The 22,085-nt window shown below is 38.9% G+C and carries 29 protein-coding genes and 1 pseudogene; 23 read left to right on the forward strand and 7 right to left on the reverse strand.

Going from position 1 to position 22,085, the window contains the following annotated elements; translation table 11 throughout:
• Window positions 1-29: 29 nt before the first annotated feature.
• From CKJ95_RS07320 to fni, 17 genes and pseudogenes are all read left to right on the forward strand, one after another.
• The gene (locus CKJ95_RS07320; RefSeq protein WP_099352756.1) at window positions 30-680 is read left to right on the forward strand and encodes an adenylate kinase; all 651 of its coding nucleotides are present in this window, start codon (window positions 30-32) and stop codon (window positions 678-680) included.
• Window positions 681-1,427 (forward strand): type I methionyl aminopeptidase, encoded by a 747-nt coding sequence (gene map, locus CKJ95_RS07325; RefSeq protein ID WP_099352757.1) that lies wholly within the window; start codon window positions 681-683, stop codon window positions 1,425-1,427.
• A gap of 30 nt (window positions 1,428-1,457) precedes the next feature.
• Window positions 1,458-1,621 (forward strand): annotated as a pseudogene (locus CKJ95_RS23765) (KOW domain-containing RNA-binding protein); the annotation flags it as partial.
• Window positions 1,599-1,817 (forward strand): translation initiation factor IF-1, encoded by a 219-nt coding sequence (gene infA / locus CKJ95_RS07335; protein WP_010285101.1) that lies wholly within the window; start codon window positions 1,599-1,601, stop codon window positions 1,815-1,817. The pseudogene CKJ95_RS23765 and the gene infA, both read left to right, overlap by 23 nt.
• Window positions 1,818-1,849: 32 nt before the next feature.
• Window positions 1,850-1,963 (forward strand): 50S ribosomal protein L36, encoded by a 114-nt coding sequence (gene rpmJ, locus CKJ95_RS07340; protein WP_003156543.1) that lies wholly within the window; start codon window positions 1,850-1,852, stop codon window positions 1,961-1,963.
• 23 nt (window positions 1,964-1,986) lie between these two features.
• Entirely contained in the window at window positions 1,987-2,352 is a 366-nt protein-coding gene (rpsM, locus tag CKJ95_RS07345) for a 30S ribosomal protein S13 (protein ID WP_099352758.1), read from the forward strand.
• 19 nt (window positions 2,353-2,371) lie between these two features.
• Window positions 2,372-2,761, forward strand: a complete 390-nt coding sequence (gene rpsK, locus CKJ95_RS07350) for a 30S ribosomal protein S11 (RefSeq protein WP_099352759.1) — start codon at window positions 2,372-2,374, stop codon at window positions 2,759-2,761.
• Window positions 2,762-3,074: 313 nt separating this feature from the next.
• Entirely contained in the window at window positions 3,075-4,019 is a 945-nt protein-coding gene (locus CKJ95_RS07355; protein ID WP_099352760.1) for a DNA-directed RNA polymerase subunit alpha, read from the forward strand.
• A gap of 119 nt (window positions 4,020-4,138) precedes the next feature.
• Entirely contained in the window at window positions 4,139-4,501 is a 363-nt protein-coding gene (rplQ, locus tag CKJ95_RS07360) for a 50S ribosomal protein L17 (RefSeq protein WP_099352761.1), read from the forward strand.
• A 397-nt stretch (window positions 4,502-4,898) separates the two neighbouring features.
• Complete coding sequence (locus tag CKJ95_RS07365; RefSeq protein WP_099352762.1) at window positions 4,899-5,738, forward strand: energy-coupling factor ABC transporter ATP-binding protein; 840 nt, start codon at window positions 4,899-4,901, stop codon at window positions 5,736-5,738.
• On the forward strand, window positions 5,714-6,589 hold the full coding sequence (locus tag CKJ95_RS07370) for an energy-coupling factor ABC transporter ATP-binding protein (RefSeq protein WP_099352763.1): 876 nt from the start codon (window positions 5,714-5,716) through the stop codon (window positions 6,587-6,589). The genes CKJ95_RS07365 and CKJ95_RS07370 overlap by 25 nt, the downstream gene beginning before the upstream one ends.
• Window positions 6,586-7,377, forward strand: coding sequence for an energy-coupling factor transporter transmembrane component T family protein (locus CKJ95_RS07375; RefSeq protein ID WP_099352764.1), 792 nt, complete (start codon window positions 6,586-6,588; stop codon window positions 7,375-7,377). Before CKJ95_RS07370 ends, CKJ95_RS07375 begins: the two co-directional genes overlap by 4 nt.
• An 11-nt stretch (window positions 7,378-7,388) precedes the next feature.
• The gene (truA, locus tag CKJ95_RS07380; protein ID WP_099352765.1) at window positions 7,389-8,141 is read left to right on the forward strand and encodes a tRNA pseudouridine(38-40) synthase TruA; all 753 of its coding nucleotides are present in this window, start codon (window positions 7,389-7,391) and stop codon (window positions 8,139-8,141) included.
• A 171-nt stretch (window positions 8,142-8,312) separates the two neighbouring features.
• Window positions 8,313-8,750, forward strand: a complete 438-nt coding sequence (gene rplM, locus CKJ95_RS07385; protein ID WP_099352766.1) for a 50S ribosomal protein L13 — start codon at window positions 8,313-8,315, stop codon at window positions 8,748-8,750.
• Between the two features lie 20 nt (window positions 8,751-8,770).
• Window positions 8,771-9,163 (forward strand): 30S ribosomal protein S9, encoded by a 393-nt coding sequence (gene rpsI, locus CKJ95_RS07390; protein WP_099352767.1) that lies wholly within the window; start codon window positions 8,771-8,773, stop codon window positions 9,161-9,163.
• A gap of 1,117 nt (window positions 9,164-10,280) precedes the next feature.
• Window positions 10,281-11,093 (forward strand): squalene/phytoene synthase family protein, encoded by an 813-nt coding sequence (locus tag CKJ95_RS07395; protein ID WP_099352768.1) that lies wholly within the window; start codon window positions 10,281-10,283, stop codon window positions 11,091-11,093.
• 81 nt (window positions 11,094-11,174) lie between these two features.
• Window positions 11,175-12,203, forward strand: a complete 1,029-nt coding sequence (gene fni / locus CKJ95_RS07400) for a type 2 isopentenyl-diphosphate Delta-isomerase (RefSeq protein WP_099352769.1) — start codon at window positions 11,175-11,177, stop codon at window positions 12,201-12,203.
• A 104-nt stretch (window positions 12,204-12,307) separates the two neighbouring features.
• Here the strand turns inward: fni and CKJ95_RS07405 are convergent, their stop codons facing one another.
• From CKJ95_RS07405 to CKJ95_RS07425, 5 genes are all read right to left on the reverse strand, one after another.
• On the reverse strand, window positions 12,308-12,949 hold the full coding sequence (locus tag CKJ95_RS07405; RefSeq protein WP_099352770.1) for a response regulator: 642 nt from the start codon (window positions 12,947-12,949) through the stop codon (window positions 12,308-12,310).
• A 12-nt stretch (window positions 12,950-12,961) separates the two neighbouring features.
• Window positions 12,962-14,080 (reverse strand): GAF domain-containing sensor histidine kinase, encoded by a 1,119-nt coding sequence (locus CKJ95_RS07410; protein ID WP_099352771.1) that lies wholly within the window; start codon window positions 14,078-14,080, stop codon window positions 12,962-12,964.
• A gap of 66 nt (window positions 14,081-14,146) precedes the next feature.
• Window positions 14,147-14,512 (reverse strand): VOC family protein, encoded by a 366-nt coding sequence (locus CKJ95_RS07415; RefSeq protein ID WP_099352772.1) that lies wholly within the window; start codon window positions 14,510-14,512, stop codon window positions 14,147-14,149.
• Window positions 14,513-14,526: 14 nt separating this feature from the next.
• Window positions 14,527-15,552 carry an S-adenosylmethionine:tRNA ribosyltransferase-isomerase gene (locus tag CKJ95_RS07420; protein ID WP_099352773.1) on the reverse strand — a complete coding sequence of 342 codons (1,026 nt, stop codon included), beginning with the start codon at window positions 15,550-15,552 and terminating at the stop codon, window positions 14,527-14,529.
• Between the two features lie 3 nt (window positions 15,553-15,555).
• The gene (locus tag CKJ95_RS07425; RefSeq protein WP_099352774.1) at window positions 15,556-16,272 is read right to left on the reverse strand and encodes an SDR family NAD(P)-dependent oxidoreductase; all 717 of its coding nucleotides are present in this window, start codon (window positions 16,270-16,272) and stop codon (window positions 15,556-15,558) included.
• A gap of 257 nt (window positions 16,273-16,529) precedes the next feature.
• Here CKJ95_RS07425 and CKJ95_RS07430 point away from each other — a divergent pair, with 257 nt between their 5' ends.
• The 4 genes from CKJ95_RS07430 to CKJ95_RS07445 all read left to right on the forward strand — a co-directional run bounded on the left by CKJ95_RS07430 (window position 16,530) and on the right by CKJ95_RS07445 (window position 19,286).
• Window positions 16,530-16,760: a hypothetical protein gene (locus tag CKJ95_RS07430; RefSeq protein ID WP_099352775.1), complete on the forward strand. Its 231-nt coding sequence runs from the start codon at window positions 16,530-16,532 to the stop codon at window positions 16,758-16,760.
• Window positions 16,761-16,901: 141 nt separating this feature from the next.
• Window positions 16,902-17,345, forward strand: a complete 444-nt coding sequence (locus CKJ95_RS07435) for a YbaK family protein (protein ID WP_099352776.1) — start codon at window positions 16,902-16,904, stop codon at window positions 17,343-17,345.
• A 67-nt stretch (window positions 17,346-17,412) separates the two neighbouring features.
• Window positions 17,413-18,126, forward strand: coding sequence for an N-acetylmuramoyl-L-alanine amidase CwlD (cwlD, locus tag CKJ95_RS07440; protein ID WP_099352777.1), 714 nt, complete (start codon window positions 17,413-17,415; stop codon window positions 18,124-18,126).
• Window positions 18,127-18,233: 107 nt separating this feature from the next.
• The gene (locus tag CKJ95_RS07445; RefSeq protein WP_099352778.1) at window positions 18,234-19,286 is read left to right on the forward strand and encodes an Mrp/NBP35 family ATP-binding protein; all 1,053 of its coding nucleotides are present in this window, start codon (window positions 18,234-18,236) and stop codon (window positions 19,284-19,286) included.
• A gap of 51 nt (window positions 19,287-19,337) precedes the next feature.
• Here CKJ95_RS07445 and gerD read toward each other — a convergent pair whose 3' ends face one another.
• A complete protein-coding gene (gene gerD / locus CKJ95_RS07450; RefSeq protein ID WP_099352779.1) occupies window positions 19,338-19,934 on the reverse strand; it encodes a spore germination lipoprotein GerD in 597 nt (198 codons plus the stop codon).
• A 149-nt stretch (window positions 19,935-20,083) separates the two neighbouring features.
• On the opposite strand from gerD, the gene CKJ95_RS07455 reads away from it, so the two are divergent.
• Window positions 20,084-20,680 carry a KinB-signaling pathway activation protein gene (locus CKJ95_RS07455; protein ID WP_099352780.1) on the forward strand — a complete coding sequence of 199 codons (597 nt, stop codon included), beginning with the start codon at window positions 20,084-20,086 and terminating at the stop codon, window positions 20,678-20,680.
• A 27-nt stretch (window positions 20,681-20,707) separates the two neighbouring features.
• On the opposite strand, the gene pdaB is transcribed toward CKJ95_RS07455, so the two are convergent.
• On the reverse strand, window positions 20,708-21,472 hold the full coding sequence (pdaB, locus tag CKJ95_RS07460; protein ID WP_099352781.1) for a polysaccharide deacetylase family sporulation protein PdaB: 765 nt from the start codon (window positions 21,470-21,472) through the stop codon (window positions 20,708-20,710).
• Between the two features lie 143 nt (window positions 21,473-21,615).
• Between pdaB and CKJ95_RS07465 the strand changes: the two genes are divergently transcribed.
• The gene (locus CKJ95_RS07465) at window positions 21,616-21,846 is read left to right on the forward strand and encodes a hypothetical protein (RefSeq protein WP_099352782.1); all 231 of its coding nucleotides are present in this window, start codon (window positions 21,616-21,618) and stop codon (window positions 21,844-21,846) included.
• The last annotated feature ends 239 nt before the right edge of the window (window positions 21,847-22,085 follow it).

The following is a 22,085-nucleotide window of genomic DNA, read 5'->3' on the forward strand; positions in this document are numbered from 1 at the left end:
AAGATAAAGAGGCTGAGGGGGCAAATCACTTGAACTTAGTATTAATGGGGCTTCCGGGTGCCGGTAAAGGTACTCAAGCCGAAAAAATCGTAGAAAAGTACAATATCCCTCATATCTCTACGGGAGATATGTTCCGTGCTGCAATAAAAGATGGAACAGAACTAGGGCTTCAGGCAAAGTCTTTTATGGATAAAGGCGAGCTTGTTCCTGATGAAGTTACGATCGGAATTGTCCGTGAGCGATTAAGCAAAGAAGATTGTAATAATGGTTTCTTACTTGATGGATTTCCACGTACCGTTCCACAAGCAGAAGCACTTGAGGCAATTCTTACTGATCTCGATAAAAAAATTGACTATGTGATTAACATTGAAGTCAATTCTGAAATCTTACTTGAGAGATTAACAGGTCGACGAATTTGTAAAGAATGTGGTTCTACGTACCACCTAGTATTTAACCCACCTAGCCAGGAGGGTAAATGTGATAAATGTGGCGGTGAACTTTATCAACGTGCTGATGATAACGAGGAAACAGTTGGAACTCGTCTACAAGTAAATATCGAGCAATCTAAGCCACTTCTTGACTTTTATCAGGAAAAGGGATATCTTCGCAATATCAATGGACAACAAGATATAAACAAAGTTTTTGGTGATGTAGAGGAGCTTCTTGGGGGATTAAAATAGATGATTATTTGCAAGTCACCAAGAGAGATCGAAATTATGCGCGAGGCTGGAAAGATCGTTGCATTGACACACCAAGAATTACAACAATATATTACTCCAGGGATTTCTACGAAAGAACTGGATACAATTGCTGAAAAGTTTATTCGTGGATTTGATGCAATTCCTTCTTTTAAAGGGTATAATGGTTTTCGCGGTAGTATCTGTACCTCTGTTAATGAAGAGTTGGTTCATGGTTTGCCAGGTGATCGCGTGTTACAAGATGGAGATATTATTAGTATTGATATCGGAGCGCAATACAACGGCTATCATGGTGATTCAGCTTGGACATATCCAGTAGGTACGATTCATGACGAAAATCAAAAACTTCTTAATGTAACAGAAGAATCCCTTTATCGAGGATTAGAGGAAGCAAAACCTGGTGTGCGTCTTTCAAATATTTCTCATGCAATCCAAGTTTATGTCGAAGCGAACAATTTCTCGGTCGTACGAGAATATGTTGGTCACGGTGTGGGCAAAGAATTACATGAGGAGCCGCAAATTCCACATTATGGTCCGCCTAATAAGGGACCACGTTTAAAACCAGGAATGGTACTTGCCGTTGAACCGATGGTAAATGCAGGTAGTCGATACGTGAAGACGTTAGCAGATAACTGGACTGTTGTAACAGTCGATGGCAAAACGTGTGCGCATTTTGAACATACGATTGCTATTACAGAAACAGGGTATGAGATCTTAACAAAATTGTAAGGCACAAACCCTATTCATTAGAATAACATTCATCTAATTTTTGATTACGTATCTCCGGAAGTTCAGAGCAGTATTAAGGAAACTGGTCGATGGCAAACGTAAAGCAATGTTAGTGTGTATCGAAGTTTGTCAATGAGCAAGTTACTGATTTGAAGAAGGGAGAACATTCCAATGGCGAAAGACGATGTAATTGAAGTTGAAGGTACTGTTGCTGAAACATTACCTAATGCAATGTTTAAAGTTGAATTAGAGAATGGTCATACTGTTTTGGCCCATGTTTCTGGTAAAATTCGCATGCACTTTATTCGTATTTTACCCGGAGACAAGGTAACGGTTGAATTATCACCTTATGACTTGACTCGCGGTAGGATTACGTACCGTTTTAAATAAATGCGCTCCGAACTATCAAGGAGGTTTGAAAAATGAAAGTGAGACCATCAGTAAAACCTATCTGCGAAAAGTGTAAAGTTATTCGTAGAAAAGGTAAAGTAATGGTAATTTGTGAAAACCCAAAACATAAACAAAAACAAGGCTAAATAATAAGGAGGTGTACGTCTAAATGGCACGTATTGCTGGTGTTGATATTCCGCGTGAAAAACGTGTAGTAATATCTTTAACATATATTTTTGGAATCGGACGTCCAACTGCACAAAAAATCTTAGCAGAAGCTGGTGTTTCTGAAGATACTCGAGTTCGTGATCTTACTGAAGACGAATTAAACAAGATTCGTGAAATCGTTGACCGTTACAAAGTAGAAGGTGACCTTCGTCGTGAAGTATCACTTAACATCAAACGTTTAATCGAAATCGGTTCTTACCGCGGTCTACGTCATCGTCGTGGATTACCTGTAAGAGGTCAAAATACAAAAAATAACGCTCGTACACGTAAAGGACCTCGTCGTACTGTAGCAAACAAGAAGAAATAGTAAGGGAGGTAATGGATAAATGGCACGTAAAACGAATACTCGTAAACGTCGTGTAAAAAAGAATATTGAATCTGGTGTTGCACACATCCGTTCAACATTCAACAACACGATCGTAACAATTACAGATGCACACGGAAATGCAATCTCTTGGTCAAGTGCTGGTGCTCTTGGTTTCAAAGGTTCACGTAAGTCTACTCCATTCGCTGCACAAATGGCTGCTGAAACAGCTGCAAAAGCATCAATGGAACATGGTATGAGAACTCTTGAAGTAACTGTAAAAGGCCCTGGTGCAGGACGTGAAGCTGCAATTCGTGCTCTTCAAGCTGCTGGTCTTGAAGTTACAGCTATTAAAGATGTTACTCCAGTACCACATAACGGATGTCGCCCGCCAAAACGTCGTCGTGTATAACCTAATTACAAATACGACAAGACGTATTTGATCTTTTTCTGTATAAGATTTTTTATCCATGGCTATAATGGATTAATGGGTTTTGATAAACTTTTTTACTGTGTAAGGAAGCTTCAAATACACTCTTATCTTATAAGTGTAACAAAGGCGTGAGTGAGTATTACTCACAAATCGCCGTGTTTTCTTTATAAGTTCTTTACAGAATAATCGAGTTGTTGTGCACAGTTAGGGAACTTAACTTTTGGGAATTTCGGTTAGACGTCTTTGATCATGGTCTAGCCGAGGTTTCGACGTTTTGAAGGAGGGTTTATAAATGATCGAAATTGAAAAACCAAAAATCGAAACGGTTGAAATCAGCGAAGATGCCAATTATGGTAAATTCGTCGTCGAGCCACTTGAGCGTGGATATGGAACTACTTTGGGTAACTCCTTACGTCGTATCCTATTATCTTCTCTCCCTGGTGCCGCTGTTACGTCTATCCAAATAGATGGGGTACTGCATGAGTTCTCAACAATCGAAGGCGTCGTCGAAGATGTAACATCTATTATCTTAAATGTGAAGAAATTAGCTCTTAAAATCTACTCAGATGATGAGAAGACTCTTGAGATTGATGTTCAAGGTGAAGGTCCAGTTAAAGCTTCTGACATCACACATGACAGTGATGTTGAAATCTTAAACCCAGATCTACACATTGCAACACTTGCTAAAGATGCACATTTTCGTGTGAGATTAACTGCAAAGCGCGGACGAGGATATTCTCCAGCTGATGCAAACAAGCGTGATGATCGACCAATCGGTGTTATTCCGATTGACTCCATCTATACACCAGTTGCACGTGTTAATTACCAAGTGGAAAATACACGTGTTGGACAGGTCGCGAACTTTGACAAACTGACTTTTGATGTTTGGACAGACGGCAGTACTGGTCCGAAAGAAGCGATTGCACTAGGTGCGAAAATCCTTACAGAACATTTAAATATTTTTGTAGGATTAACAGATGAAGCTCAAAATGCAGAAATTATGGTTGAAAAAGAAGAGGATCAAAAAGAGAAAGTCCTCGAGATGACAATTGAAGAATTGGATCTCTCAGTTCGTTCATATAACTGCTTAAAGAGAGCAGGAATTAATACGGTTCAAGAGCTTGCTCATAAAACTGAAGAAGATATGATGAAGGTACGTAACCTTGGTCGTAAATCTTTAGAAGAAGTTAAGGCTAAACTAGAAGAGCTTGGTTTAGGCTTACGTAAAGATGACTGACTCGGTTTGAATTATGCGAATTAGAGGCATCTTTCTCATCACGAAAGTCTATTGTTACAAGAGCCTAGTTATCTAATGCTTTGTCTTTCATAATAATTCAACAAAGGAGGGAATACCTCATGTCATACCAAAAATTAGGACGTACAAGCGCGCAACGTAAGGCGTTATTACGTGATCTTACTACTGACTTAATCATCAACGAGCGTATCGAAACGACTGAAGCTCGCGCGAAGGAATTAAAATCAGTTGTAGAAAAAATGATTACATTAGGTAAGCGTGGTGACCTTCACGCTCGTCGTCAAGCTGCATCTTACATCCGTAACGAAGTAGCAAACGAAGAGACTGGTCAAGATGCGCTACAAAAATTATTCAGTGACATTGCAACTCGTTATGAAGAGCGTCAAGGTGGATACACTCGTATCATGAAAATCGGACCTCGTCGTGGTGACGGTGCTCCAATGGTTATCATTGAATTAGTTTAATTTTTATTTTTCTTATAAGGGCGGGACAGTTTTACAAACTGGTCTAAGCCCTTTTTGTTTTACTTTCATTATTTTTCAAAAAAGATAGAATTATCTATGAATAGTATTTTGCAATCCTTTTTGATTGAACACAATGAATGAACTACTACTTGAAGATAGGAATAACGCGTTCTTATTCCCTGACAGATAAGGAAGAAAAGAATTCTTTTTAAGGTAGTAAATTGGATTAAGAAATAGTATTATTTCTATGGAAATAATTTTTTCGGCCCTTTGGTCGAATAAATTTAAGGCGTCCAGCGGATGTCGCAGATTATTAAATTGAGTGTTTCGAGTAAGATCAAGATGTTTGTGTGAAATACGCCCATGTATATTGATAAGAAGGTAGAGGGGGATGAGAATGAGCGAGAACCTATTAGTCGTTGACCAGATAAGCTATCAATATGCAGAAAATGCGAGTCCCGCACTAGAAAATCTATCATTCTCTGTTCAAAAAGGAGAGTGGCTTGCGATTGTAGGTCACAATGGTTCTGGTAAATCAACCCTAGCACGTATCCTCAATGGGTTATTGTTGCCTCAAACTGGAACGGTAACAATTGAAGGAGTACAGCTTAATGAAGATTCAATTTGGGATATTCGAAGAAAGATTGGGATGGTGTTTCAAAATCCGGATAATCAATTCGTTGGAACAACTGTTAAAGATGATATTGCCTTTGGAATGGAAAACAACGGGATCCCACGAGAAACGATGGCTTCTCGAATTGAAAGAGTTATTGATATGGTAAATATGAGAGATTTTCTAGAGCATGAACCGCACCAACTTTCAGGTGGACAAAAACAGAGAGTTGCAATTGCTGGTGTTCTTGCGGTCCAACCGGATTTAATCATCTTGGATGAGGCGACCTCTATGTTAGATCCAATCGGTCGTACAGAGGTTTTAGAAACGATAAGAGAAATTAAAAATGAGAGTCAGATAACGGTTATGTCAATTACCCATGACTTAGAGGAAGCAGCAAGAGCCGATCGAATTATTGTAATGAACCAGGGACAATTGTTCGCAGAAGGAAAACCCGAGGAGATCTTTGCGTTAGATGATAAGCTTGTAGAAATTGGTTTGGATTTACCCTTTTCTGTAAAAGTATCTAAAAAACTACGAGCAATCGGTGTTCCTCTATCGAAGAATCATATAACAGAAGAAGGCTTGGTGGATGAGTTATGGACATTACAATCGAAAATTTAGAACATCGCTATCAGATTCGTTCACCATTTGAAAGACTAGCCTTATATGATGTTAATGCGCAAATCAAATCTGGTTCATATACCGCTATAATCGGTCATACGGGTTCTGGAAAATCAACCATCCTCCAGCATTTAAATGGTCTCTTACAGCCAACCTCAGGATCTATCACCATTGGAGAACGTACAATAAGTTCCAAACAAAAAGAAAAAAACCTTAAGGCGTTACGAAAGAACGTTGGGGTTGTATTCCAATTTCCTGAACATCAACTTTTTGAGGAAACGGTCGAGAAAGATATTTGTTTTGGACCGCTAAATTTTGGGGTCCCATTAGAAGAAGCTAAGGAAAGAGCTAGACAAACGATAAACATGGTCGGTCTATCTGATGAATACTTAACGAAGTCACCCTTTGATTTAAGCGGAGGACAAATGCGGCGGGTTGCGATTGCAGGAATTTTGGCGATGAATCCACAGGTTTTAGTATTGGACGAGCCTACTGCAGGGCTAGATCCTAGGGGACGGTTTGAAATTATGGAGATGTTTTACAAACTCCATAAAGAAAACGGTCTGACAACAATCCTTGTAACCCATAGTATGGAGGATGCCTCCCGTTACGCTGATCAAATACTTGTCATGGAAAAAGGAACGATCAAATTCCAAGGAAGTCCTGTAGAGATATTCTCAAAACCTGAACAAGTTCTTCATTTAGGATTGGATGTCCCTGAGGCAGTTAGATTAAAAGGACTGCTCGAAGAAAAGTTAGGAATTGAGATCCCACGGTCAGCTAGTTTGTCAGTGGATGAAATTGTTCAATATGTAGGAAATGCCCTGAAAGAAAAGGGGGTACCGAAATGAACATTATTATAGGTCGTTATATACCTGGTCATTCTCTAATTCATCAAATGGATCCTAGAGCAAAGTTATTATTAATTTTCTTCTATGTGTTTATTGTCTTTTTAGCCAATTCAGTTCTTACCTATGCATTATTAGGGATTTATACTTTAGGTATTGTTCTATTAACAAAAGTCCAATTACGCTACATTTTGTCAGGATTAAAACCAATTTTATGGGTTATTCTGTTTACATTTATCCTTCATGTCTTTTTAACCAAAGAAGGAGACTTGTTAGTTGACTTTGGATGGCTTCAAATTTATGAAGGTGGCGTAACACAAGGGGTTTTTATTTCATTAAGGCTATTATATTTAATTATTATGACTACAATATTAACATTAACAAGTACTCCGATTGAAATCACCGATGGCATGGAAAGCTTATTAGCTCCATTCAAAAAAATCGGTCTCCCTACACACGAACTTGCGTTAATGATGTCGATTTCACTTCGATTTATACCAACATTAATGCAAGAAACAGAGAAAATAATGAAGGCACAGGCTGCAAGAGGAGTCGAATTTACGAGTGGACCGATAAAAGATCGCATGAAGGCTGTTGTTCCTTTATTAATTCCATTGTTTATAAGTTCATTTAAACGGGCAGAAGAACTTGCTATTGCGATGGAAGCAAGAGGTTATCGAGGTGGAGAAGGACGTACTAAATTACGTGTGTTACAGTGGCGTGGTCTTGATACACTAATGTTAGTCTTACTATTTGCAATGGCAATAGTTTTATTTTTACTACGAGGATAATGAGGAGAAAAATGAGACGGTATAAATGCATCATATCCTATGATGGAACCCATTTCTCAGGGTACCAGGTACAACCGAATAAACGAACAGTACAATCTGAATTCGAACATGCTCTACAGAAAATGCATAAAGGAGAACTGGTGAAAACAGTTGTTTCTGGTCGAACAGATGCTACTGTACATGCACGTGGACAGGTTGTTCATTTTGATTCACCATTATCTATTCCAGTCGAAGGGTGGAAACGAGCCCTAAATTCGTTGCTCCCAGCAGATATTCAGGTTCGTTCTGTTGAGGAAGTTGATCCAGACTTTCACGCACGTTTTGATGTGGAGGCGAAGGAGTACCGGTATCGATTGTTAATTAGTGAAGAGCCTTGCGTTTTTAAACGTAATTATACTCATCATTATACTTTCCCAATAGATCTACGTGCGATGAGAGAAGCTACGTTACGATTGGTAGGCACACATGATTTTACGAGTTTCTGTGCTTCTAAGACGGAAGTACAGGATAAAGTTCGAACCATATACGAGATTAATATTGAGAAACAGGATGATGAACTCATATTTTCGTTTATAGGTAATGGGTTTTTATATAATATGGTAAGAATATTAGTAGGCACTTTACTAGAAGTTGGAAGAGGTCAAAAAGACCCAAGTATGATGGATACCATTCTTTCTGGAAAAGACAGATCGCTTGCAGGAAAGACCGCTCCAGGTCAGGGATTATACCTATGGCAAGTGTACTACGAAGAGTGGAAGGTTTAGGAAACCTTCATATTGCTATAACAACTAATCCTGGTGTAACATTTCCTTGACATTACATCCTGAAAGTTATATTATATTTTAGTATGATATTTAAACACCACGTTAAAGCCCCGGAACTTTAATCGTGATTAAATACAAAATGAAACGTTAGTGAAATTAGGAGGGAAATTCATGCGTACAACATTTATGGCTAATGCTAGCAATATAGAGCGCAAATGGTATGTTGTAGATGCTGCAGGCAAAACTTTAGGTCGTTTATCAACTGAAGTTGCAACATTACTTCGTGGAAAACACAAACCAACTTACACACCACATGTTGACACTGGTGATAATGTAATCATCATCAATGCTGAAAAAATCGAATTAACTGGTAATAAATTAAATGACAAGATTTACTACCGTCACAGTCAATTCCCAGGCGGATTAAAATCAAGAACGGCATTAGAAATGCGTACAAACTATCCAACAAAAATGCTTGAACTTGCAATCAAAGGAATGCTTCCAAAAGGTTCACTTGGTCGTCAAATGGGTAAGAAATTGCACGTTTATGCTGGAAGCGAACATCCACATCAAGCACAACAACCTGAAGTTTACGAACTTCGCGGTTAATTAATAAGGAGGGTATTAATTTGGCACAGGTACAATATTATGGCACTGGTCGTCGTAAAAGCTCTGTTGCGCGTGTACGTTTAGTTCCTGGCGACGGACGCATTGTAATCAACGGTCGTGACATTGCAGACTATATTCCATTCGAAGCTTTAAGAGAAGTTGTAAAACAACCTCTAAACGCTACTGAAACTTTAGGTAATTATGACGTTCTTGTTAACGTTAATGGCGGAGGATACACTGGTCAAGCTGGAGCTATCCGTCACGGTATCGCTCGTGCATTGCTACAAGCTGATCCTGAATTCCGTCCAGCATTAAAATCTGCAGGACTATTAACACGTGATCCGCGTATGAAAGAACGTAAAAAATACGGTCTTAAAGGCGCTCGTCGTGCACCTCAGTTCTCAAAACGTTAATTTTTGGCGTTTCAAGGCTCTTTTCACTTTTGTGGAAAGGGTTTTTTTTATGTTTTGATTTAATGTTGCGGCATTGAAAAATCATTTCAAGCATGAGTTCGATTTGAACAGGTTCTATTCGGACACGGCCAAAGGATTTCATTATGCTGTGTCAGAATCAAGTGCGTATTGGGACAGAGAGTAATGGATATAGTCGAGAATGAGTCAGAATAAAGGTGGTATTTTGACAGTTATTTCAGGATTTTATCAAGCGGTGTTCAAATCAAATAGGTATTCTGACAGAGAGGTTGGATGTAGTCGAGAATGAGTCAGAATCAAGGTGGTATTTTGACTCGGCCCCCAAGATTTCATCAAGCGGTGTCCAAATGAAGTATGTATTCTGACAGAGCCCTTGGATATAGTCGAGGATAAGTCAGAATCAAGGTGGTATTTTGACTCGGCCGCCAAGATTTTATCAATCAGTGTCCAAATGAAGTATGATTCTGACAGAGCCCTTGGATGTAGTCGAGAATGAGTCAGAATCAAGGTGGTATTTTGACTCGGCCCCCAAGATTTCATCAATCGGTGTCCAAATGAAGTAGGTATTCTGACAGAGCCCTAGGATATTGTCGAGGATAAGTCAGAATCAAGGGTGTATTTTGACTCGGCCCCCAAGATTTCATCAATCGGTGTCCAAATGAGGTATATATTCTGACAGAGCCCTAGGATATAGTCGAGAATGGGTCAGAATCAAGGGTGTATTTAGACACGAATCCTAGTATTTCATCAAATAATGTCCGAATCAAGAACCTATTCGGAAATCAGAGCTTTGATCTTACTAATCATTCTATAAGAGTAGCTATAATAAAGCTTGACGATGTGGTGTACCACTAAGGATGGATTTAAAAAGTCACTAGTTATGGGAATAATACCATTAGACTTGTTAGATTGGCGAGGATTATTATTACAAATAGGCAAGTTAAAGAGAACACACAATAAATCTAAATACTTTTATCGGATGGATGGTCATTAGTAAAAAAAGTCTCCACTTTTTAATTTGGTAGTTCTTACAATGACCAACTTTCATGAATGTTATGTATAATGAATGTTAAAGGCTTGTAAATAGGAGGTATGAAATATGAGTGGGTTTCCTAAAGATGCGATGCGTATGCTAAAAGAGACAAGTCGTACATTTTATATACCGATTACTTTTTTACAGAAGGAATTAAAGTATTCGGTTGCATCTGCTTATTTAGTATTTCGTGCGATTGATGAAATTGAAGACCATGAAGAGATCGATAATGATGTGAAATATACAGTTTTAACAAAGTTAAGCGAATTATTTAAACAACCATTTGATAATGAAGAATATCTAAGAATACTTGGACCAATAAATGATAAAATGCCTGAAGTGACAATTCGTTTAGAAGAATGGTTAGAGGCTTGTCCGAAGGAAGCTTTGACGATAGTTACAAACGCTGTTTGTGAGATGGCATCGGGAATGGCAAAATGGTCAAAAGCAAATTGGAGTATTCGTACACGTGAAGATTTGGATGACTATACATATTACGTTGCAGGACTTGTTGGGGTGATGCTATCAGACCTTTGGGAGCATTACGGCGGAGAAAAAACGGATCGGGAATTAGCGATTGGTTATGGTCGTGGACTTCAGGCTGTAAACATTTTGCGCAATCAGAAGGAAGATTTGGACGAACGTGGTGTAAGCTTTGTTCCTGACGGTTGGAATCGTGCCGATTTATTTGAGTACGCTGAGGAAAACTTGGCAAAAGCCGATTTGTATATGAAATCTCTTAAAAGGAAAAGCATTATATTATTTTGTCGTCTGCCTCTTGCCTTGGCACACAAAACGTTACAAGCATTGAAAGATGGTCGTGAGAAAATGACACGTGCAGAGGTGGAGCAAACAGTGGAAGAAGTACAGACCAAATAGCACAATGTTATTAAGTCTAGAGACCGTGTCTGCTGTACGTAACATGAATGTGTGAATTTAGAATAAGGGCAGGTGTAAGTGATGGCTAACTCAATTGAGCAAAGAAAATCTCAACATATTCAAATTACTCTGAACGAAAAAGTTACAGGAGAATCAATTTCAACAGGTTTAGAGAGACTTGTGTTCGTTCATAATGCACTCCCTGAAATTGATTTTGATGAAATCTCTATTAAAACCACATTCCTTGACTTTGAATGCCAAACTCCGTTTCTCATCAGTTCGATGACGGGTGGGACAGGCCTTGCGGAGGAGATTAACCGAAACTTGGCTATAGCTGCTGAGGAAAGGGGTTGGGCTCTAGCACTTGGATCAACTCGAGCCCTACTCGACAGCGACGGACATGCTTCCTCTTTTCAGGTGAGGCAATATGCACCAAGCATTCCGATTATAGCTAACTTAGGAGCGGTTCAGTTAAATTTCGGCTATGGAGCCGAGGAATGCAGGCGAATTATCGAGATGACCGATGCGGATATGCTTGTTCTTCATTTGAACAGTATACAGGAAGTGATTCAAGATAATGGAGATACGAATTTTAAAGGGTTACTAAAGAAGATTGAACAACTATGCAAAACACTGGAGGTTCCTGTCGGGGTTAAAGAAGTCGGATGGGGAATTGACGATCAAATAGCTAGAAAGTTAATTGATGCAGGAGTTGCATTTATTGATGTTGCAGGAGCCGGTGGGACTTCATGGAGCCAGGTTGAAAAGTTCCGATCTAATGACCCAATTCGGCGGGTTGCTGCTGAAGCATTTAGCGAATGGGGGATTCCGACGGTGGAATCAATCAAATTGGTTCGAGGTGAGATTGGAGAACGTCCATTGATTGCTAGTGGTGGAATGCAGACGGGTCTAGACGGTGCCAAAGTCATCGCATTGGGAGCCGATCTTGTCGGATTCGGACGTTCTATCCTGAAAGAAGCGACCCAAAGTGTGGAAGATGTTGTTGAAGTAATGAAAATTCGTGAGATGGAACTTCGAATGTCAATGTTCGGAATCGGTGCTGCAACGATTCAGGAGTTAAAGGATACCCCTCGTTTAAAGGGGAAATAATCCGATGCCCTACTTAATTTCATTGGTTAATCTTTTGTTTATCATTTAAGACTCTCAACTATCAGCTGGGAGTCTTTTTTTGAGTAATTATAAATTCGTTCGCTTTAGTCAACTAACTGGTTTTTGACTGCATATAGCGCTGCTTGTGTCCGGTCAGTTAATTCGAGTTTTGCCAACAGGTTTGAAACATGGGTTTTGACTGTTTTTTCAGTGATGAATAAGGAACTTGCGATTTCCTTATTGCTTTTTCCTTTGGCAATTTCCTTTAACACTTCTACTTCCCTTTTTGTCAATTCCTCAAATACATCTTTCGACTGTTTCTTGTTAGAAGATAAATTGGCCAGGAGGTGTGAAGTTGCTTTTGGGTGAAGTTGGTTTTCACCACCCATGATTCTTTTAATTGAGGAGACAAGGTCATCAGGTTCAATGTCTTTTAATTGGTATCCAGACGCTCCAGCTTCTAAGGCAGGTATGACGTGGTCTTGATCAGAAAAGCTCGTCAACATCATGATTTTGATGTGAGGTTGTTCCATTTTGATTACTCTTGTTGCCTGGATACCGTCCATCTCTGGCATAACCAAGTCCATAAGAATTAAATCCGGTTTTAATGATTTTGCTTGTTTAATGGCCTCTTCTCCATTTGCAGCTTCTCCGACAATCATCATGTCTTTTTGTGTACGTAGGAAAAAAACGAGGCCGCGCCTAACGACATGATGGTCGTCTACTACTAATATTCGTATACTCACTTACATATCCCCCTAAAACGGGATCTGGACCTCTATTTCTGTTCCAATTCCCGGCTTACTTTGTAAAGCAAAAGTCCCGTTTAAGCTTTCAGTCCTTATTTTCATATTTCGTAACCCCAACGAGAGTATTTCAGAATTTCCTTCATAGTGGAAGCCACATCCCTTATCCCTAATATTCATTTTTACACCAGTTTCAGAGGCTTGTAATTCTAAATCTACTTCAGTTGTCTGTGAATGCTTTTTACAATTGGCTAGAGCCTCCTGCCCAATGCGCCACAAGGATTCCTCTACTTTTCCGGGTAGGTTGGCTGCGCCTGTTAGTTTTGTACCGATAGAAAGACCTAACATTTCTGCATAGCTTCGTAAGGCACTAACGAGACCATTTTCAAGTCCCTCTGGCCGTAACTGCCAGATTAACGCTCTCATTTCACCAAGAGCCTCTTGGGCCATATCTTGTATATAGGTAAATGTTTGTTTGACTTCGTTGCTTTCTGTCATTTCAACCCCAGCCCTAGCGGTAAGACTTAATGAAAAAAGGAGTTGATTAACGGAGTCGTGAAGGTCCCGTGCTAAACGGTTTCGTTCAGCAACGAGTGCTGTCTTTTGCTCACGTTGAGTAAGTTTAATTCTTTTCAATGCAGTTCCGACTTGGTAGGCTACTGCTTCCAGCAAGGCGAGTTCATTTTTCTCAAAGTTTGTTTTGTTTGGAGCCCCCACATTTAAGATCCCAAACCGTTCATGGCCAGCACGGAGCGGGACAGTGGCGTGATGAGTCAGACCATCTGTTTCTCCGGCCTCCTCATCAAGAGCATCTTCAATTCGTTTACATTCGATAATATTTGTTGCTTTATGGAGTTGTTGATTATTGTATTTGTTTACACACCAGCACTTACCTTGGCACATCCGTCGCTTATGATCAATGGCTAAAGCGGGCGGTAGGGCTTCGTCAGCAATTAGATGATGTGTGCCATCGTCATCTATTAAAAATATCCAACCTGTTTGAAGGCCTGTTACTTGAAGAAGTTTTTTCAGGACAACCTTCAATACGTCTTTTGTGTCTGTTCCTTCGTTTAAAAGCTCAGCTATTTCTTTTAATATATTGAGTTGTTGGTATCTATCCTTACCTGACATGGTTTCTCCCTCCGCCACGAAGTATCTGCTTCCATTATATCGTATTTATAATTTTCAGACTCTGGTTTATTTAATAAGTTTACCGTTAGCACTTGAAACCTGCAAAAATTCTACTATTTCTTGATTAGGTCCTTCATAAAAGGCTGTTTGCCACCCATTATCAAGTTCATAGGGACCTTCCATTTTCCGAAGTGTTTTACATCGGGCCATTACATCAATAAGATTATTGACCTCAAAACAAATATGAATGTTTTCCTGGTTTTCTTCATTACTGGAGACTAACTCAATTCGAAAATCATCTAAAGTTAAAAATACAATTTCTTCTTCCATGAATATAAAATGTGATTCTATCTCAAAACCAAATTCACTTTTAAAGAATTCAATAGAATTTCTAAGATGACTTACATTAACTCCAACATGATGAAGCTTCATAGCTAAACCTCCAATTATATAATCAGATTCATATCACCGAATTCATGCCATAAATAACCGGCATCGATGGCATGGTCGTATGCCTGGAGCAGATGCTGTTTAGAAATAAAGGCAGAAAGCATATCGAGATGGCTAGCCTTTGGCTCATGTAATCCGGTTATGATTCCGTCAGCAATTCGTAAAGGAAAGTGTTCATTGATATATAAATTTGTTACCCCTGAAAGTGCACCCGATATCGCAAAAGTCTCAAGTGCTCGAACTACAGTCGTTCCTACTGCTATAACTCTTTTACCGGCAGCTTTTGTCTCAAGGATTCTTTGTTTGGTTTGTTCAGATATATGGTATTCTTCTTCGTTTTCTTCTGGGGTTTGGTGCCACTTGTCATCAAGCAAATAACTGAGTCCAGTATGAAGTTGAATAAAATCAACCTGAATGCCTTTTCGCATTAGTATAAATAACAGTTCCCAGCTAAAGGCTCTACCAGCTGAGGGCATCTCGACCGAACCAGGATGGCTTGCGAAAACCGTTTGATAATAGTCCAAATCCCAGGGATGATTGATATATTCATAACGCACAGGTTCTCCGAGACGATAGAACATATTTAATAGGTCGGGGCCCTTCTTAGCAAACTTCAATATAGCTAATGGCGTATTCTCCTTTATACCAATTACCATTGCCGAGAGCTCAGGTGCAAATATGAAGGTGTCGCCAATATTTGTATAATCCTGAACAATGAGTGCCTCCCATGTATCCTCCGTAAGACGTCTGGCCAGACGGACTTCGACTTTGGTTCCAATACTTCCGTTACTTAGTCGCTTTGCATGGAAAACGGCTGGTATGGTGCGACTGTTATTTAAAATAACAAGATCTCCTGGCTGTAGATATTCAGGTAAATGAAAGAAAAGGTCATGTTGGATCTTACCGTAATTCCGGTCAAGCATCATCATCCGAACGTGATCTCTTCTGATACCACGCTCTTCAGGGGGAAGGGAAGCATTTAATTCATTTGGAAGGTAAAAATCTAGAGTCTTGTCTACCATGTCCTACACCTCCTCCTCAAATTGTGCTGAAAATCGTTTGCCATTTATGCCTTTTGCTCGGTCAGATGCTAAATATAAGAATATATCAACTACTTCTTCAGGTTTTGCTAACGGATAATCGCAATCTGGAACAGCGAGTCTGTGCATGTCAGTGTCCATTTCACCAGGGTCGACCATATTAATTTGAATTCCGGTCTCGCTTAATTCATCGGCCCATGTTTGGGTAATGCCTTCAACAGCGAACTTTGAAACTCCATACGCTCCCCAGCCTGCATAACCAATGTGACCAGCCTCGGAAGTAACATTGATAATGGAACCTTGGTTACGTTCCAGCATTCCTAAGCAAACCCTTTTTGTAACTAGAAAGGTTGAGACCGCATTTACCCTTAATACTTCAGCAAAGTCTTCTTCAGGATAATCAAGAAGTAGTGGCATTGGGCTAGGGCCTAACATAGAGGCATTATTAATCAAAACATCAATCTGTCCATAAGCCTCCTCAGTTATTGAAACGAATCGATCTACATCTCTGGAGCGGGAAACATCAGCGGTAACTGCAAGTACTTTTGCACCTAAACTCTCTGCTTCTTGCTTGACTTTTAATAGAGCATTTTCTGTCCTCGCACAAATTGCAAGCTTTGCTCCTTCCTTGGCAAATGCTAATGTCAGTGCTCTACCTAAACCTTTTGAAGCACCAGTAATCATTACAACTTTATTTTTCATTTATTATCTCTCCTTTTCGTTATCGATGGTTTAAGCATACCGATTCCTGGAAATTCCTTCTTCGTAAAAAAGCTTGAATTTTTCTACGACTTTTGGATGAGATTTATAACGATGTAAATGCTGATTAGAGAAATAATGGTCCGTATTTGGAAATGCCCATATTGGACAACCTTTCGTCAAAATTCAAGTTATTTCGAGCAAACTGGCTACATATGATTAGTTAAGAATGTACATAAAATTGAAAGGGTAGGTGGAAAATGAGTCGAATCCAAAAATCAATGCTCGGTGCTTTTATTGGTGCTTCATCAGCAGGTATGTGGTTGGTCGTCGATCTCTTACTTCCGGAACCAATCGGGGATTACTTGTTGTTTCTCATCATGGGTATAGTCCATATGGTCATTGGCTGGCAGGTAGCAAGATTGGTTGGAAAACAAAAAGAAAGTCCGTCAGTGGAAGGGCAAGAAAGTCTAAAGACATCCGATATATAGAAAAGAAGGCTCTCAAATCATAAGATTGAGGGCCTTTAACATGTATTCATAGTTTATTTTGGAAGTTAAGGTAGTTTGTGTTTAGCGCATGTTTAAACGGATGCAGTAGGAAACTATCTGTCAAAGGGGGTTTCTTATACGATGAATGTAATTACAACCTTCAAGGAAAAACGGAAAGAGAAGCAAATCAAGTATGAACGGAAAATGCTGCGTGAGCTCTCATTAGAAGAATTAAAGAAGAATGTCGTGGACTCATTTGGTAGCTTTTTTAGAATGGATTCCATACTTGGTAGTGCAATTGAAGAAGGATGTATTGATGTTGCAATAGAATCATACCTACTTGGTGCTAAATATAGCAAATTTGGTTATTATGGAGAATCTGTAGAAGAAGTACGGATGCGCTGTTACCGATTTGAAAAGAATCTAATTGATGCGTTATACGAGTTCATTTGCTATTGGGGGCATATTGGCGACCAAGGCTTTGTCAATGAGTCTCTTTACTATGCATGTGAGCACTATGTGACCTATTGGTGGACGGAAGGTTTCCAGAAAGGAGAAAAAAGACACCGGCTAAAATTGCATTAGAATTTTTAATCATATATACTCTCCTTGTCCCATATATTTACACATAGGGACATGCAGGAGGTAAATGATGAATAAGAAACTTAAAATTACTGGTATCCTTTTAGGAGCTGTTGTTTTATTTTTATTTATACAATATCGATTTATGGATAAAGATGTTTGGGACCCGTGGAGTTTACCCTTATCAGGGAAGGTCATTATTATAGACCCTGGACACGGTGGCCCAGATGGGGGCGCCGATAACGGGGCTGTGCAAGAAAAAGACATTGCCCTAGAAATCTCCAAAAAGCTCCGTGACTACTTACAGCAACAGGGTGCTTTTGTACAAATGATACGTGAAGAAGATACAGATTTAGCCCCTGAAGGAATGAGAGGGTACAGTAAACGAAAGACAGAGGATTTGAAGAAACGGGTTCAAACCATTAATGAATCTGATGGGGATTTATTTATTAGTATTCATTTAAATGCCATTCCATCTCCTCGTTGGAGAGGCGCGCAAACCTTTTATTTTAGTACCTACAAGGAAAATGAAGCAGTAGCCAAATTTATTCAAGATGAGCTTCGAAACAATCTCGGAAATACAACACGACAAGCAAAAGCGATCAATGGTGTTTATTTATTAAAAAGTGCGAAAAAACCTGGTGCTCTTGTAGAGGTAGGATTCCTATCAAATCCGGAGGAAAAAGCACTATTAGTTCAAGATAAATACCAAGACAAGGTCGCAGCCTCCATTTATACTGGTATAAACCGATATTTCTCCAACGAATCAAACCCACCTGAATAAGTGTGGGTATTTTTATGTAGGTATGACACTCCTCACACTGTAATTTGGGACAGGTATGATATAATGTAGGTGGAGTGAAACCGAATACAGTATTAGGTGGTGTTTTTATGTTAACTGAGCAACAAGTGAGAGAAGTATTAAATCAACTGCAAGATCCATTCTTACATAGAACATTCGAAGAAACGAATGCAATCCAAGAGATTAAAATAAAAGAAGAAAAGAAACATGTAAGCGTAAAAGTTGCTTTATCAAAGACTGGTACTGGTGAACAACTACAGCTTCAATCTACAATTGTAAATGCCTTGAAACAGGCGGGAGCAGAATCGGTAGGCCTTCGTTTTACTGACTTATCACCAGAGGAACTTGCGAAATTTAAGACTGAATCAGCGGAAGGGGAATCAGCTCCTTTATTATCTCCAGTAAATCAAACTACCTTTATTGCGGTTGCAAGTGGTAAGGGCGGTGTAGGTAAATCTACTGTTTCTGTAAACTTAGCTGTGTCTTTAGCTAGGCTAGGGAAAAAGGTTGGAATTATTGATGCAGATATTTACGGATTCAGTGTTCCAGATATGATGGGAATTACAAAGCGCCCTGTCGTTCGTGGCGAAAAGATTATCCCTGTTGAAAGAAAAGGGGTAAAAGTTATTTCAATGGGCTTCTTTGTGGAAGACAATTCACCCGTTATTTGGCGTGGTCCAATGCTCGGAAAAATGTTAAATAACTTCTTTAATGAAGTCGAATGGGGAGATCTAGATTACTTAGTTCTAGATTTACCGCCTGGTACAGGTGATGTAGCACTAGATGTTCATACTATGCTTCCTCATTGTAAAGAAATTATTGTGACAACACCACATCCTACAGCTGCATTTGTAGCAGCGAGAGCGGGTGCGATGGCTCTACGTACAGAACACGAAGTTCTTGGTGTCATTGAAAATATGTCTTATTTTGAAAGCAGAGTAACCGGCGAAAAGGAATATGTGTTTGGTAAAGGCGGCGGGGAGAAACTTGCGGAAGATCTTCAAACATCCTTACTAGGGAAAATTCCATTAGGTCAGCCTGATTGGAATGATGAAGACTTTGCGCCATCAGTTTATGACGAAAGTCATCCAACTGGAAAAATCTATAACGAAATTGCAAAACGAGTAATTGATGCAATATAAATTAAAAAGAACCTCCTGAATTTCAGGGGTTCTTTTATATGGGAAGGAGAATTAGCTATTTCCGCTTCCTTCTCCTTCATCTTTTTTCGCTTTTTCCTCTTTTTGCATATCCTCTGCAGCTTTAATGAGAATATCTTCAATTTTAGCTTTATATAATGGGCTTTCAAGTGTTTCACTGATGACTGTTTGAAGATGTTTCCTGTATTCCTGGCTTTTCAGAACATCCATTAGTTGTTCTTCCATCTCAGGATTTTTCAAGATGTCCATCATCATTTTTTGATAGTCGGGATCCTTCATTAAGTCTTTAATGAGCTTTTCGTGCTCCGTTTGCATACTCTTTGCAAAGTCTTCTACAAACTTCGTATCCTCAAACGTCTTTTTCCAAAATTCAACCCCGTTCTCAGAGGTAAGGGTTTCACGGATGGCATCTTTTACAACGACTTGGTCCATGACGAGATGCTGCTTAATCTTTTCATCTCGCATGAGTTCCTCAACTGCCTTTTTACCGTCATCGGTTTTCAATATATCGACAACCATTTTCTTCGTTTCTTCATAATCCATTCGATTTTGTTCAACATTCGCTGGGGCACACCCAACTATTGCTAATAGAAAACTAAAAATGAGGAGGAGCGACATCCATTTTCTCATTTATAAGCTCCTTTCATAAGGGATCCTTACTTGTTAATATGCTTTTTTTGTTAAAAAATATTCACTGATTGCATGGTGAGAAACTGGCATTTATCCCCGACACTTTGGTACAATCATATGGTGAATAATAAGAGCGAGGGGATTTTGTCGTGAAAAGTCGAAATTGGGTAAGGTTGTTCCTGTCTACTTTACTAATAGGTGCAATAAGTACAATCATTACCGGATTTGCTGTTAAATGGAGTGAATATAAAGAGTTATTTTTTGCATCGGATTTTGTCGAAATACTTATGGTAATATTTTGGCTCATCGGTGTTGGATTTATTTTTAGTATTATTAGCCAAATGGGTTTCTTTGCCTATTTATCTGTTCACCGAATTGGACAAGGACTGTTTAAAGGTGCATGGAGTCCTGCTCAAGTTGTCTTAATAGCTTTTGTATTATTTGACTTAATTTATTTTCGTTTTCAGGTATTTGCAACAGAGGGTGAGAGTATCTCCTCATATGTATGGGTTCCTGTCGGGATATTCGTTTTTTCTTTAATCATTGCATACTTTAAAAGCAAACAGACAAACCGTAAGGCGTTCATTCCAGCTGCATTCTTTATGTTTGTTGTTACAGTAATTGAATGGGTACCGGCGATTAGAGCAAATGATGAGAGTTGGCTGTACTTAATGATTTTCCCTCTTTTAATTTGCAATGCTTATCAATTATTAATACTTCCAAAAATAACGAAACAAAAAAGCTGATCCTATGATCAGCTTTTTTGTTACAATTCATTCGACAACTTCACTTTTTACATCCGCATTATTGAGCATGTCACTTACTGTTACAAATGACAGTCCTTTACCTTTAATGCCTTTTAATACTCCAGGGAGTGCTTCGGCTGTCTGCTTAGCTGAATCTGAAGCGTGGAATAAGATAATGTCTCCGCTTTTTACCTTGTCTATAACATTGCTTGTAATTTTATCTACACCAGGATTGTTCCAATCATTTGAATCAATACTCCAGTGGATGAGGGTATACCCAAGAGAATCCAAGACCTTCACTACCCTAGAGTCAAAATTTCCATCAGGTGTTCTAAAGAAGGAAATAGTTTTGACACCCATTTTCTTAAATGCATCTTGGGCCTTATAGACATCCTTTTTAATTTGGGCATCCTCTAATTCTGTATAGTTTTTATAATCATACCCCTTAATGCCAATTTGGTGCCCATCCTTCACAATCCGTTCAACAATTTGCGGGTGCCGCTCAGCCCACGAAGCGGATAGGAAAAAGGTCGCATTGGTCACACCTGAACTTTTTAAGGTATCAATTATCGGCAAGGCCTTTGTGTCTCCCCAACTAATATTAAAAGTAAGTGCAACTGTCTTTTCGCTTTTTTCTCCTGTATAAATCACACGTGGTCCATTTTCAGTTGAAAAAACAGGAGCAATATTGCCTTTTTCTATATAAAAGATAGTGGCGGTAAATAATGAAGCGAAAAGAATAATTAATGTTTGCTTAATCCTCTTGCTACTCAGGATGTAGAAAAAATTCATATTTATCCTCCTTGTCCAAAGAATCTTCTGTCTAAATAATATGCTTGTCTTCCAAATTTATGTGCAAATATCTTCGGAAAATCAATTCATAAAATATCTAAATCTGGTAATAACTAGAATTACAACAAACATGAGGTGAAGCTATGATTGGATTATTAGTTGATCAGGTAGAAGTTAAAGAATTAGAATACCTTCTAAAAAGAGAGATGGACGAAATATTGTTTGATGTAGAAGATTCGCGAATAGACCATATAGTAAAACGAGCAATGGAAGAAAGATATCAGATCTTATTTCGATTATTTAAAAGAATTGCTGATCCAACAGAGTGCAGCAGGTATATTCGCTCAAAGAAAGTAAACAGTAATAAGGGTTAGATTGAAGGGCAAAGAGGATTATATAATGCCAATATGGTCCTCTTTTATTATTTATTATTTTTTTTATAAAGATTATTGACATGAGAATCAGACGATGATATATTAATAAACGTCGTCGCTGACGATAAACATTTTAAAAAAAGTTTTAAAAAAGTGTTGACTCCAAATGTTCAACATGCTATATTAAGAAGGTCGCTTAAGAGCGGCAAGTTAAAAAAGTTCTTTGAAAACTGAACACA

This window comes from Fredinandcohnia onubensis, from assembly GCF_002734285.1.
In the GTDB taxonomy this organism is placed as follows: Bacteria; Bacillota; Bacilli; order Bacillales; family Bacillaceae_L; genus Ferdinandcohnia; species Ferdinandcohnia onubensis_A.